At 52.5% G+C, this 13,319-nt stretch carries 15 protein-coding genes and 1 pseudogene; 5 read left to right on the top strand and 11 right to left on the bottom strand.

Annotated features, from left to right (window positions below; genetic code table 11):
- The 8 genes and pseudogenes from AC0VXT_RS04480 to AC0VXT_RS04445 all read right to left on the bottom strand — a co-directional run bounded on the left by AC0VXT_RS04480 (nt 1) and on the right by AC0VXT_RS04445 (nt 6,226).
- Nucleotides 1-729, bottom strand: a complete 729-nt coding sequence (locus tag AC0VXT_RS04480; RefSeq protein WP_022731887.1) for an OmpA/MotB family protein — start codon at nt 727-729, stop codon at nt 1-3.
- Complete coding sequence (locus AC0VXT_RS04475) at nt 729-1,592, bottom strand: hypothetical protein (protein ID WP_475547667.1); 864 nt, start codon at nt 1,590-1,592, stop codon at nt 729-731. The genes AC0VXT_RS04480 and AC0VXT_RS04475 overlap by 1 nt, the downstream gene beginning before the upstream one ends.
- Before the next feature lie 11 nt (nt 1,593-1,603).
- Complete coding sequence (locus tag AC0VXT_RS04470; RefSeq protein WP_475547666.1) at nt 1,604-2,245, bottom strand: protein phosphatase CheZ; 642 nt, start codon at nt 2,243-2,245, stop codon at nt 1,604-1,606.
- Between the two features lie 35 nt (nt 2,246-2,280).
- A complete protein-coding gene (locus AC0VXT_RS04465; protein WP_022731884.1) occupies nt 2,281-2,667 on the bottom strand; it encodes a response regulator in 387 nt (128 codons plus the stop codon).
- A 220-nt stretch (nt 2,668-2,887) separates the two neighbouring features.
- Nucleotides 2,888-3,604, bottom strand: a complete 717-nt coding sequence (locus AC0VXT_RS04460) for a MotE family protein (RefSeq protein ID WP_475547665.1) — start codon at nt 3,602-3,604, stop codon at nt 2,888-2,890.
- Between the two features lie 149 nt (nt 3,605-3,753).
- Complete coding sequence (locus AC0VXT_RS04455) at nt 3,754-4,503, bottom strand: DUF6468 domain-containing protein (RefSeq protein ID WP_475547664.1); 750 nt, start codon at nt 4,501-4,503, stop codon at nt 3,754-3,756.
- Nucleotides 4,504-4,506: 3 nt separating this feature from the next.
- A pseudogene (gene fliM / locus AC0VXT_RS04450) lies at nt 4,507-5,647 on the bottom strand (flagellar motor switch protein FliM).
- A 42-nt stretch (nt 5,648-5,689) separates the two neighbouring features.
- Nucleotides 5,690-6,226, bottom strand: coding sequence for a flagellar basal body-associated FliL family protein (locus AC0VXT_RS04445; protein WP_412778387.1), 537 nt, complete (start codon nt 6,224-6,226; stop codon nt 5,690-5,692).
- Nucleotides 6,227-6,790: 564 nt separating this feature from the next.
- Between AC0VXT_RS04445 and AC0VXT_RS04440 the strand changes: the two genes are divergently transcribed.
- From AC0VXT_RS04440 to flgH, 4 genes are all read left to right on the top strand, one after another.
- Nucleotides 6,791-7,558, top strand: coding sequence for a flagellar hook-basal body complex protein (locus AC0VXT_RS04440; RefSeq protein ID WP_102785782.1), 768 nt, complete (start codon nt 6,791-6,793; stop codon nt 7,556-7,558).
- 65 nt (nt 7,559-7,623) lie between these two features.
- Nucleotides 7,624-8,409 (top strand): flagellar basal-body rod protein FlgG, encoded by a 786-nt coding sequence (gene flgG, locus AC0VXT_RS04435; protein WP_101302055.1) that lies wholly within the window; start codon nt 7,624-7,626, stop codon nt 8,407-8,409.
- Between the two features lie 112 nt (nt 8,410-8,521).
- Nucleotides 8,522-9,538 carry a flagellar basal body P-ring formation chaperone FlgA gene (flgA, locus tag AC0VXT_RS04430; RefSeq protein ID WP_101302054.1) on the top strand — a complete coding sequence of 339 codons (1,017 nt, stop codon included), beginning with the start codon at nt 8,522-8,524 and terminating at the stop codon, nt 9,536-9,538.
- A 173-nt stretch (nt 9,539-9,711) separates the two neighbouring features.
- Nucleotides 9,712-10,485, top strand: coding sequence for a flagellar basal body L-ring protein FlgH (gene flgH / locus AC0VXT_RS04425; protein ID WP_101302052.1), 774 nt, complete (start codon nt 9,712-9,714; stop codon nt 10,483-10,485).
- On the opposite strand, the gene AC0VXT_RS04420 is transcribed toward flgH, so the two are convergent.
- From AC0VXT_RS04420 to AC0VXT_RS04410, 3 genes are all read right to left on the bottom strand, one after another.
- Nucleotides 10,469-10,738 carry a hypothetical protein gene (locus AC0VXT_RS04420; RefSeq protein WP_475547663.1) on the bottom strand — a complete coding sequence of 90 codons (270 nt, stop codon included), beginning with the start codon at nt 10,736-10,738 and terminating at the stop codon, nt 10,469-10,471. The two genes, flgH and AC0VXT_RS04420, sit on opposite strands and share 17 nt — an antisense overlap.
- A gap of 37 nt (nt 10,739-10,775) precedes the next feature.
- The gene (gene dksA, locus AC0VXT_RS04415; protein ID WP_022731875.1) at nt 10,776-11,192 is read right to left on the bottom strand and encodes an RNA polymerase-binding protein DksA; all 417 of its coding nucleotides are present in this window, start codon (nt 11,190-11,192) and stop codon (nt 10,776-10,778) included.
- 150 nt (nt 11,193-11,342) lie between these two features.
- Nucleotides 11,343-11,789 (bottom strand): flagellar assembly protein FliX, encoded by a 447-nt coding sequence (locus tag AC0VXT_RS04410; RefSeq protein ID WP_475547662.1) that lies wholly within the window; start codon nt 11,787-11,789, stop codon nt 11,343-11,345.
- Nucleotides 11,790-12,176: 387 nt separating this feature from the next.
- Between AC0VXT_RS04410 and AC0VXT_RS04405 the strand changes: the two genes are divergently transcribed.
- Nucleotides 12,177-13,319, top strand: a complete 1,143-nt coding sequence (locus AC0VXT_RS04405) for a flagellar basal body P-ring protein FlgI (protein WP_475547661.1) — start codon at nt 12,177-12,179, stop codon at nt 13,317-13,319.

The raw sequence follows: 13,319 nt of genomic DNA, 5'->3' as shown, positions 1-13,319 counted from the left end.
TTACGTGCCTCCGATCCCGCTTCCGCCATGGGGTTCGATGACGATATCGACCCGACGCGCCATTTCAAAGCGCGTATCTTCATCGACCGTTTCAGGAAGCTGGTCGTATCTTGATGCCGCAAATCCGTAAATATTTATGTAATCTGTGTAACCTGATTTTTTTAGTTCGTTCGCAACAGCCGCAGCACGGGCCAGCGAAAGTTCCCAGTTAGACGCATAAACGCCTCGCCCGCTGAGCGGTCTGGGATCCGTGTGCCCTTGCACACCGACACGGTTGCCGATATTTCGCAAAACACCGCCCAGCACAAAAAGTGCCTGCCGTGCCTTTTGGGTCATTTCCGAACTGCCACTGACAAACAACAGATCACCGGGAAGCGAAATCACAAGTTTGTCGGCATCACGCGACATGCGTGCATCGCCAAGTACCGGGTTATCATCAATCGCATCATCAATAACGGCACTGAGATAATCAAGGTTCATTGCCGGTTTGCGATAAACGCGCGGAATATTGAGACTGGCCATCGGTTCGTCATTTTCTTCGCGCGGCGATGGTTTAATCGATTGCGACAAAGAATCGACAACCTCGTCCCAGCGGTCAATTTTGACTTTCGACATTGCAAACAACATGACAAAGAACGTCAGCAGCAACGAGATCAAATCTGCCAGGCTAAGCATCCAGACCGGAGGACCACTTCGAGTTTCGTGCTTTTTGAATTCTTCTTCAGCCATCAGCTCCCTCCCCCTGCCTGCGGTCCAAGCGGGATTGGTTGATTGACAGCAGGCTGGCTCCCCCCTGGAAGCGGGATGGTCATTCTTTGCGGTGCAAAGATACCGGTGTTCCCGTTTCCAGTTGGCGCGACGCCAGCAGGCGTTACGCCGTCATTTGCGCCATTTGGTGTATCGCTTTCACGCTCAATCGGCTGGGGTGGTTCTTTCGGCCCCAGGTTCCAGAAGAACCGGAAGGTCACGATAAATGGATCAGCGCCGGGATCAATCCCGACAAAAAGATGATCCTGTGGTGCGCCAACGTCGATCAATTCACGGGCGAATGATCCGGCACGGGCGATTTGAAGGTTGTTTTCAATTTCGACCGTCCCCTTGGAGCCGACTTCACTGCCCATCACCATTTCCATTTCATAAGACGCATAGCCCTGATCATCGGCCAAAACCCTTGCCAGCTGATCCATGAACTCGGACTGACGTTCGCGAATGAGAATGGAATTGGGATCAAACAGCTGATCCACATGCATGATGACTTCCATCAATTTGCCGGGCTGGATGACCTGAACCCGAACAACTTTGATCGCCGTCTGGAAAAGATGTCCCAGTTTTTCCTGCATGTCCTCGGCCGCAACAACCGGACCTTCGATTGAGGTCACGGTCTGCAAGCTGGTCGTGGGGGGTAAAATAGACGCGAACGCAGAAGAAAGACTTTCCTGCACTTCGCGTGTTTTGACCTCTTCAAAGGTCGAAATGGTATTAAGCAGAATAAAGAACGCCAAAAGCAACAGATAGAGAGCGAGAAACAGCGCCACCGCACCATTCGCAGGAGGTGTTGGTGGTGTAGGTCCGTCGTCCTCTATCTCCGCCATATCAACGCCACTTAGTTAAACATCGCGTCAATGTCAGCCTGCGAAACGCCTTTGCCCTCAAGCTGCGGGCCATTCAAAAGTAATTCATCACCTTCTGGCTCTTTTTTCGTTTTCGGATTGGCTGCTGCGTATTTGGCAATTTCATCACCAAATGCCGCGACCAGTCCTTCAACACGTTCTTCAATGGATTTAAGAGCCTTAATGACCTTGGTCGTGCGCTGCCCTGTAATATCCTGGAAGTTACAAGCCTCGTAAACACGCATTGTTGCGCTGGTTACGAGCTCAGCCTGTTCGGCGGGCAACGTGCGAGCGAACTCTTCAAGTGCATCCATGGCATCAAGAATTTCATGGGTCGCCCCCGCTGTCGCATCCACAATCGCATCAAGTTCGTCTGTTGCGTTGGGAATGTATTCAGCCTTGATATCGTCCGGACGCAGCGACGCGATTTCAGACTTCATCTTGCGAATGATGCCTGAAAGCTCGTCAAGTTCACCAAACAGACGCTTCTGATCCCCGGTCGGCTTGTCACCCACAAAGCGTGACAGCTGATCCATCAGCTCAGACAGTTGTTCAATCTTCAGATCATCGCCTTCGAGACGCGCATGAAGATCATTCAACAATTGGCGTATTTCGTCCTTGGACGCTTTGGACATAACGGTATCGCGGGACTAATGTCCCGCGCCCCTGATCAGAAATCACCAATAACAGTCTTCATTTTACCCTTCAACGTCTCAGCGTTGAATGGTTTAACGATGTAATTGGATACACCTGCCTTTTTCGCCATGACCACGTTTTCGGTCTTGGCTTCTGCCGTAATCATGATGAAGGGCAGGTCCTTCAACTTGGCATCTGCACGGACTTCTTTAAGAAGCTGAAGGCCGGTCATCGGCTCCATATTCCAGTCAGAAATCACGAGGCTGCACGGAGCTTCACGCAACTTACGAAGCGCCATGCTACCATCGGTCGCTTCTTCGATATTCGTAAAGTTGAGCTGCCGCAAAAGGTTACGGATGATACGCAACATGGTTTTGTAGTCATCCACAATCAGGATCGGCATATTCGGATCGACGGCCATTCACAACTCCATCAGCTATCTGATCTCTTACCCTTACCGCACGAAACGCGCATATTGGTAAGGCCCCTAATAATCGTGATGTACATATTTAATAATGGTTAATCAAGGTTTTTGACCATTACCAGTTTGCGCCATCACATTGACTATACTCGAATAATTGCACGTTCCAACCCTTCAATAAAAAGGCGCAACGCGCGTTAGTGCAAATTAAGCTGCCGTTTTATTGCAACGGTAGCATATTGATGTCCTGCTTATAGGCCAGCTCCGAGGTCAAGGCCCGCGCGCGGTCTGGTGTCATTTCTGACAACACGGCTGCGGTGTTTGCCTCGCGCATGCCCAGAGCGACCTGCAGCAAGATATTCATATCAAGATCATTCCAGATGCGGGCTGCATCCTTTGGTTTCATTTTTTCATAGACGCTGATCAACTTTTTGATCCGGTCGTCTTCCTGTACTTCCTTGGTTTCGACAAGCCCCTCGATTGCCGTTTTCAACGATTTCATTTCGTCAATCTTGGCATCGATACGGGCCTCTGCCGCAGCAATCAGGCTTTCTCGTTCATCAAGGCGCTGTTCCTTGCGATCAAGTTCGCCGCGACGTACTGAAAGGTTCTGCAGCAGATCGATTTCTTCCTGCGTGAAAAGGGTCGGATCACCACCAAGTGTTGGCGGAACGTCGCCTTCTTCCATGGGTTCACCTTCCATGGTCAGGCCAGCCGGATTATCCAAGCCGGGGCCCCCGGCATCCGGTGTTTCAGGCGGTGCCGCGGCCTCTTCGGTGGCAGGCGCCTGAGCCTGCGCCATCTGCACCATGCTCACACCTGTGTTTTCGGCGATTTCGGCTTTATCCGAACTTTCCGAGAACAGGTTAACCACCCGCATTGATAACACCATCAGGCCGACAAGAACGACCAAAGGCAGGATACGCACACCAGACATTTATTCACCTAAGCAATTTGGCATCTTGTGCCCATGCTCCTTCACGCTTGTTTTGTCTTTAATCTAACAGAATGACATCACACTCTTTAGATAAAAACGAATGTCATAATAACAAGTCCGGCAGCCCCGAACAGTGTTCGGGCACCCCCCTATCGAACCGATCGCAATGCCGCAAGCAATTCGCGCTCTGCCTCGGAACGACCGGCGTCTTCATCCTGATCATAGACATCCGATGACATGCCGCCGTTACCGGTTACTGAACCGCCATTGCCATAACCGCCTCTGGACCGGCCACCGTCATCATCATATCCACCGGCTGGTTTGCCCATCCGTGGTTCAGGGTCCCGGTCTTGGGCATCACTGCGGCCACCGCGTTCCATATCGCGCACCATCCGGGCGGCTAATTCTTCGGCCCGTGTTTCCACGCCATATCCGTCGCGATCATCAATCACATCGTTGCGATCTTTGCCCGATGACACCAAATCAGACGCCCCGGCACTGTGTTTGCCCGACGCGGCGTTGCCCGATTTTGATGATGGGTTCGAACCGCTCGCAGAATTTCCACCCCGGCGCCCCGCGTTGACGTCGCTTGCCGCTTTTTCAAGACGGTTGGCGATGCTTTCACCGCGATCCACCATAAAGGTCAGGTCTTCGTTAAGCGCCTCAGCCTTTTCGATATCTTCGCGCAATTTTTCACCGGAATCCTCGGCCATTTCCTTAAGCGCCCTGATCGAGGTTTCCGCGCGTTCGTTCGCGGCATTAAATGCCGTCAGGAAGTTCTGCATGTCTTCGCGGCTGCGCCGAAAAGCCGCCAATTTTCGGTTCAGGATCACGGCATAGATGATCGTTGCGATTAGCAAAACAATCATCACAAGATCCAGATAGAACGCGAAGTCCATTGGCTAATCTTCCTCGTTTATGCGCGCACGATCACGCACCTGGATCGCAATGCGGTCGCCTTTGCGCCCCATCATCCCTTTAAACAGCGGGACATCACCACAACGAACCTCAACTGGCGACGTCGGACTGGTATTAAGGATCAAACGGTTGCCAACCTCAAGGTTGATAACATCGCCCAGTGACATCACCTGCTCGTCGAGCACTGCCAACAGGTTGATATGGGTCTGCCAAAGCTCGTTTGCGAGGTGATTTTCCCAGATGGAATCGCGACCGAACTTCTCGCCCATGAACATCTGAAGCAGCAGTTCACGAACCGGCTCAAGTGTCGCATAGGGTATCAGAAGCTCAAGCCGACCACCGCGATCTTCCATATCGATGCGCAACTTGGCCACAATGGCCGCATTGGCATGACGGGCAATCGTTGCAAAACGCGGGTTCGTCTCCAGACGTTCAAACCGGAAGGTCACAGGGCTCAGCGGATCAAACGCGGCGGAAAGGTCGCCCAAGACCACATGGATCATGCGTTCGACAAGGTTGCGTTCAATTGTTGTATAAGGACGCCCTTCAATACGCATGGCAGCCGTACCACGGCGCCCGCCCAGTAGCACGTCAACGATGGAATAAATCAGGGGCCGAGTCAACGGTCAAAAGACCATAGTTGTCCCATTCTTCCGCCTTGAACACACCCAGCATTGCAGGCAACGGGATCGAGTTCAGGTAATCCCCAAAACGCAGCGACAAGATGTTATCAAGCGACACTTCAACGTTGTCAGATGTGAAGTTACGAAGCGACGTTGACATCATACGTACGAGGCGGTCAAACACCACCTCAAGCATCGGCAGACGTTCATAGGCGACCATCGATGAATTGATGATGGCCTGAATGCCCGACTGATCACCCGCACCAGACCCATCATCAAAACCAAGCAGACTGTCAATTTCGTCCTGGTTTAGGACACGCGCAGATGGCCCGCTGCTGACCGCGGCTTCATCGCCAGCATCATCCTCATCATCGTCGCCGAGCATGGATTCCCATTCGGCGGCCATATCCTCGCCGCCGTCGTCTCCACCCTCGTCATCACCACCGGCCATGGCTTCCCATTCGGCGGCGAGTGCATCATCATCTTCGTCTTCATCAGCCATCAGCAATTGGTTCCTGATTTTGGCATTCGGGCTGTTACAAGGTTACTGTACCAGCATTTCCTTGAACAGAACGTCGTTAATTTTCGCTGGTTTCGCAGCCGCACTGACACGGATCAGCAATTCTTCACGCAGCCGGAACATGCCCTCGGACCCGGACAGGTCTTCGGGGCGTAATTCGCGAAGGTAAACCTGAAAGTTGTCGACAATACGCGGCATCATTTCTTCGACTTGCGGCAGCATTGCCTGATCGGCAACTTCAAGACTGACCCGGATTTTAAGGTAACTCTGCTTGCCGCCCCCGGCATTCAGGTTGACCAGAATCTCGGGCAGATCAACAAAGCCGACGTTTTCGGGAACGCCCGGTGCTTCTTCGATCGAACTTTCTGAAATCACTTCTTCGGTCGGCGCGCTATCGCCGCCCGACAACATATCAATGACTGGCTGAAGCAACCCGGTAAAATAGGCTGCCGCAGCACCGCCAAGCAAAAGCAGCACGATCAGAATGACAACGACCAGCATCTTCTTGCTGCGCCCACCGCCACCTTCGTCCATTTCGATTTCGTCGGCTTCTTCGCCCATTGGTTCGCAAATTCCTGCGTTCTGGATTTCTGACTTTCCATCCAGCAAACACTGTGCCGGATTAAAAGCCATAACGCTATCACGTTAAAAATCCGTTTCTCTTCTGATCATTAGCTCGTAACACTTGCCATTCACGACCGACAGTCAGAACTTGCCGGGTCAGGGCATCATACGCGCTCAATCTCTTACCAGCACACCTTGCCTTACAGGATATGGCTTAAGAACTGCCATTTTTCGGTGGTTTTCTTTGTATTCTCAGTCTTCATAAAATTTTGCACAAGCTACTAAACCACGATTTAGCATCATTGTGATTTGACCGCGTATCTTTGATTTGGTGCGGGTTTACGACCATACCATCACCCAGACCGGAAAACTTTTTCCGCCTTGCCACCGACACGCGGCACTTTCTGCAATTACCGCGATGATTGCGCCCGGCAACAAATGCCCGATCTAATTTTTATCATTTTAAAACAACACATTAACCATACTGGCATGCCGTTCGCATTTGTCTTGGGGAAATTCACGGCCTTAACCGGCCTATCTGCCCCAACTGGGAAGTTGACCATGGAAAACGTTTCATATATCGCTCTGTCGCGGCAAAAGACGCTCCGCAGCATGATGAACAACATTTCGCAGAACCTGGCGAACATGAACACGACCGGGTACAAAGAACAGCGGATGATGTTCACAGACTGGGTGGCCAAGAACAAGGATGCCCCATTTCGCGGCGAACGCGAAATTTCGCTGGTTCAGGACATCTCGCAGTATCGCGACACCACGGTCGGCAATATTGAACATACCAATAGCCCGCTCGACGTGGCATTGAGCCAACCAGACATGTTTTTTGCCGTCGAAACCCCGTCGGGCACACAGTATACCCGTTCGGGCAATTTCAACCTGGATCCGGGCGGGCAGCTTATCACCAATGATGGCTATCCTGTGTTGAGTGACGCTGGTCAACCTCTGTTCTTTAACGAAGCAGACGGGCAGATCGAAATCAAAGGCGACGGCACGATTTCCACGGACATTGGTCAGGTTGGCAAACTTCAGGTCGTCACCATCGACAACGTTCAGGAAATGAAAGTAACGGGCAACACCCTTTACCGCGCACCGGATAATGCAGATGGCAACCCGGATAATGCCGCAATGGAACTTGTCGAGAACCCCGGTATCGTTCAGGGCGCACTTGAAAAATCAAACGTCAATTCGATCGGGGCCATGACCCAGATGATTGACGTGCTTCGCACCTATCAGTCCGTCACCCGTTCGCTCGAAAGCGAGAACGAACGGATGCGTAATATGATTAACAAGCTTGGCGATATTCGCGCCTAAGGGCTTGCGAACACGGCCTTGATTAAAATTTGGCGCACAGTCTGCGCAGACGAAGGAGACAAGAAATGCGGTCACTTGATATTGGCGCCCTAGGGATGCAGGCCCAATCCACCAACGTGGATGTAACCTCACACAACATCGCCAACATGACGACCACTGGCTATAAGCGCCAGCGTGCCGAATTTCAGGATTTGCTGTATCAGGACATGCGCCGCGCAGGGTCACCCTCGTCAGACACCGGCACAATTGTACCGGTCGGCGTTCAGGTTGGCCTTGGTGTGAAAACGGCCGCAATTGGCCGTTACATGGGACAAGGGTCCTTGAGCCTGACGGAAAACGAACTTGATATCGCCATTCAGGGCCGCGGCTATTTCCAGATCGACCTGCCCAGTGGTGAAACTGCGTATTCGCGCGATGGTACGTTAAAGCTCGATGCCAATGGTGCGCTGGTGACCAAGGATGGCTATGCCGTTCAACCGGGCATTACCGTTCCCGACAATGCAACTTCCGTCACGATCAACAGCAATGGCGAAGTATTTGCCGAGATTGATGGTCAGGTCGCACTTCAGAACCTTGGCCAAATTCAGTTGGCCACCTTTATCAACCCACCGGGTCTTGATGCGTTGGGCGACAACCTGTTCCTTGAAACCGAAGCATCTGGTCAGGCAAATGCCGGCGCGCCGGGTGATGTTGGCTATGGTACGGTTTTGCAAGGTTACCTCGAAGCTTCGAACGTCAACGTGGTTCAGGAAATCACCAACTTGATCAAGGCACAGCGTGCCTATGAGATGAATTCCAAATCCATCTCCACCACAGATGAAATGATGAGCGCAGTCAGCAACCTACGTTAATTTGGCGTCCTGACTGATCGTACCAAATTTACGCAGACCACGTTCTGACCGCACGTGTGTCTGCGTAAACTGTGTTTACGCCCTATATACAGTTCCGTGGTATAGTAGGCTCATGAAGACAAAGAAAATAATCCTCACGCTTGCGATTGCGTTTCTAGCACTCGGTTCTGGACTGGGGCCTGAGATTGCCTTTGCGCAGAGTTCGCAGAACGGACAAAGTGGCCTGTCTCGCAACAGTCAGCAGCTTGATGAAAACATCTTGCTCAAACCTGACGCGCTGGTTGACGGGCAATATGTCACGCTTGGGGATCTATTTTCCGGGATCGACCCGCAACAGGCCGACATCTCCGTGGCCCATGCCCCGCAACCAGGTAAACAGGTTGTGCTTGATTATCGCTGGCTTTATGGCATCGCGCAGCGCCACAACATAAACTGGCGCCCACGCACGACGGCCGATCAAGTCATGATCACGCGCGCAAGCCAAGTTATCACCATGGAAGAAATTCAGGACGCTGTCGAAGATGCCCTGACGCAACACGGTGTTGAACGGCCTTTTACAGTCGATCTTTCGAGCGAGAATTTCCAGATCCACCTGCCCGTTGACGCCCAAACCACAGTTGACGTCACGGGTCTTGATATCAATAGCCGCACGAACCGCTTTGTCGCCAGCATTACGACTGGTGCACAAACAGCACAAAGACGCACATATCGCATCAGCGGCAAATATTACCCCCTTTCGAGCGTACCGGTACTGGTTGAACCGATCTCACGCGGCAGTATCATTCGACCCGATCAGGTCGAATATCGTGATTTTCGCACAGAACGCGTTCCGTCCGGCGCGATCCGCGATATAAACGATTTGATCGGCAAGGAAGTGATCCGCCCTGCCAATCCGAATGAACCGCTTATGTTCCGTGATTTTACCAATCCCATCCTTGTTCGACGCGGCGCACTGGTCATCATTCGCCTCGTGACGGCAAACATGTCACTCACAGCACGCGGCAAAGCATTGGAAAATGGATCAAAGGGTGACGTCATCCGGGTAGTAAACCAAACAAGCAACAAGACCGTTCAGGTGGAAGTCGTCGGCGAAAATGACGTCCGCGCATTACCAGCCATGTCCCAATAAACCAGAAACAACCTGAGCCGGATACGTTTGGGACCTAATATACCGAACAAGACCAAAGACATGGCGGAAATCAGTCTCTCTTCATCCCCATGCACGGCATCAATTTCCCAAAGGCGAACCTTCAAACTGGCACGCTGCTTGCGTAATGTTTGGCAGGAACCCAGGAGGACGACATGCCCGGAAAAAATACACACATCTCATGGCGGCGTATCGCGCTTGTCTCAGGAATGATCGGCGCGACAGCCTTACTTTCTGGCTGCAACGCGATGAAACGCCTTTCTGAAGTTGGCGAACCGCCAAAACTGTCATCTATCGACAACCCGACCCAGTCAGAAGCCTATCGACCGGTCAGCCTGCCGATGCCTGCCCCGCAGGTCGCGGAAAGCAACCCGAACTCTCTGTGGCGGTCAGGTGCACGGTCCTTCTTCAAGGACCAGCGCGCCAGTCAGGTCGGTGACATCCTTACCGTGGTTGTCGATATGGCCGACAGTGCAGCCTTTGCCAACACCACAAGCCGTTCGCGCACCAACAGCGAAGATCTTGCAGTGCCCAACCTGTTTGGCCTTGAAGCCGAAATGACCAAGGTCTTGCCCGAAGCGATTGACCCCTCGTCCATGTTTGACATGGATAGCGCCACGTCAAACCGTGGTGCAGGCTCATTGGATCGAAACGAAGATATCAACCTTCGTGTCGCCGCCCTTGTCATTCAGGTTCTGCCGAACGGGAACTATGTCATTCACGGCCGTCAGGAAATCCGCGTCAACAGCGAAGTCCGCGAAGTCCAGATTGCCGGCGTGATCCGGGCGGCTGATATCAGTTCGGCCAATGAAGTCGGCTACGACAAGATTGCCGAAGCTCGTATTTCCTATGGCGGACGCGGGACGATTTCCGATGTTCAGCAGCCGCGTTACGGCAGCGAAGTACTTGACATCATTCTGCCATTCTAACCGACAGACATTGATCGGCGGCCTGCTCCGTTCTGGGTTCCCGCAGACCGCACAAGCCCTCCTCAAAAGACCGCCTTCGGGTGGTCTTTTTTTGCCCGAAGACCACTATCGCAACTTGGTTTTGTAAGTTGAAAACTTGGCTGATTGAGTAAACGAGAAAAGCCCGGCCATAAAGACCGGGCTTTTTGATTTTGGTTATCCCTAACCAGTAATCTCCCACAAGGCCATGACGTTGCATGGCATAGACCGGCATTCGCACGGTCCTTTATCTTTTTTATCACCCAGCGCGATCAATCGTCGCGACGTGTGCGCTCCATCCGTTCGTGACGTTCCTGGGCTTCGATGCTCAGGGTCGCAATTGGACGAGCTTCAAGTCTTTTCAAACTGATCGGTTCTTCGGTTTCTTCACAGTAACCATAAGATCCATCTTCAATTCGACGCAAAGCAGCATCAATTTTTGAAATCAGTTTGCGCGCCCTGTCACGAGTACGAAGCTCAAGTGACCGATCCGTTTCCGCAGATGCGCGGTCACTCAGATCAGCTTCTTGAAGCCCGCCATCTTGCAGGTTCGCTAATGTTTCAGATGATTCATGCAGAAGTTCTGCCCGCCAGGTCAGAAGTTTCTGACGGAAATATTCGCGCTGACGCGGGTTCATGAATTCTTCGTCCTCAGCAGGACGATAGTCTGGTGGCAGAGTGATAGTCATGTATGCCCTCTATACAGGACTGTTCGATCGCGCGGCAATATAGATGCAGCACGCCAACGGTGCAAGATGATTGAACAAATAAATATGAATGAATACGAACAGCCCCAGAACTCTGGGGTTCTCAGGTGCGACAGATAGGAAATTTCAGTCTTAAATCAGCCCGGAAACTTCCAGTTTGGCCAGTTCGACCCGCGCACGCAGATCAATCTCGTCGAGTACGGCGGAAAGTTCAGGATCGTCGATATTTTCACGTTGCTGATCAAGCAACCCAATCAACTGCTGCAAACGCGCACCAGACAAGGCCCCACTTAGAAGCCCGTCACGCACGGCTTCAAGCTGTTCAAGCACGCTTTTGGCGCGCAATACGCCTGCTTTTTTGGGCGAATCAAGTGCATCACCACTTTGCTGAAGTGCGAGGAGCGCATCCAGTGCACTAACACCACTAGCACCACGAACGCTTCCCGCACCGCTGGCTTCTCCACCAGAATCGAGCGAACGCATGGCATCTGCAAACCCGCCACCACCACCAGACGCACCAGACGCCTTTTTACGCGTCGCCCCGCTTGTACCGGCAGCCTTGGAACCGCTAACCTTCATGACCCGTGCCTGTCCTGTCTGTGGTAATATCTTGCATTTAACGCCGTATGATGGTCGGGGCCCAAACTGCTATATTCTTTCAGAATAAAACCCACGCCTCGATACGTTATATACGTATGAGATAGAGTCTCCCTCAATCTGGGAAACCGCGCAACGGGAAAAAAATGCCGAGTGGCTGAAACGGCTCCGCACTTTTGGTCCCCATATCTAAAAACAGTCGTGATTTTCGCCCGATAAACTCGGCAAAGACGACAGCTTGTAGGTCAAGCCCGCACGAAGCGGTAGTTGGCACGATTTTCGCAAAACAGCTTACAAACGCGATTAACATGATCGATCGCACCATTTGTTGGATGCCAAAGCATCCCAAGTCGAAGCGGAACAAACAGTATGATCACAGGTCTTGGCAACATAGCACGCAAAGCGACGATCGCCGTCGCGCTGGGTATGCTCGCCCTGACGCAGATGGCTCCAGCCCATGCTCAGTCGCGCATCAAGGATATCGCCGATTTCGAAGGCGTCCGTGACAACATGCTGGTTGGTTATGGCCTTGTGGTTGGCTTGAACGGTACCGGCGATGATCTGGGCGATGCAGAATTTACCCGCCAAAGTATGGTCGCGATGCTCGAGCGTCTTGGGATCAACGTCCGCGATCAGATCGAAGATATTGACTCTGATAATATTGCCGCCGTCATGGTAACCGCAACACTGCCCCCCTTTTCCCGTCAGGGCTCGCGCATTGATGTCAGCATCAGTGCCATCGGCACCTCTGAAAGCCTTCAAGGCGGTACATTACTGGTAACCCCGATGGTTGGTGCAGACGGTGAAGTTTATGCCGTCGCCCAGGGCAACCTTGCTGTTGGTGGTTTCTCGGCCGGTGGTAACGCCGAAACAGTTATTAAAGGCGTTCCAACGTCCGCACGGATCGCCAGCGGCGGCATTGTCGAACGTGAAATCGATTTCAATCTCAATTCCATGCAGGACATGTCTGTTGTTCTGCGCAATCCAGATTTCACCACCGCGCGCCGCGTTTCAGATGCCATCAATGCTTATTTGGGCCAGGTTGCAGCACGCGCCAGCGATCCGGGCACTGTTCGTCTGGTCATCCCAGACAGCTACAATCAGGATGTCGTTGCGCTCCTGACCGATATCGAACAGCTGCGTGTTGAGCCAGATCAGATCGCCCGCGTGGTGATTGACGAAAACACCGGCACGATTGTGATGGGCGAGAATGTCCGCATTAACCGGGTCGCAATTGCGCAAGGCAATCTGACCATTCGTGTTACTGAAACTCCTCAGGTTTCACAGCCTTCTCCATTTTCTCAAGGCGGGAATACCGAGGTTGTGGACCGCACCAATATTGAGGTCGATGAAGGCGAAGACAACCAGCTTGGCGTCCTCAATAGCGGCGTTAGCCTGCAGGAACTGGTTAATGGCCTTAATAGCCTTGGTGTCGGACCACGCGATATGATCACCATTCTTCAGGCAATCAAAACGTCTGGTGCCCTTCAGGCTGAAATCGAGGTGATGTGA

This window comes from Thalassospira sp. Z349TD_5, from assembly GCF_056173045.1.
The sequence above is the reverse complement of the archived record's forward strand: the minus strand, read 5'-3'. Positions and strand labels throughout refer to the sequence as shown.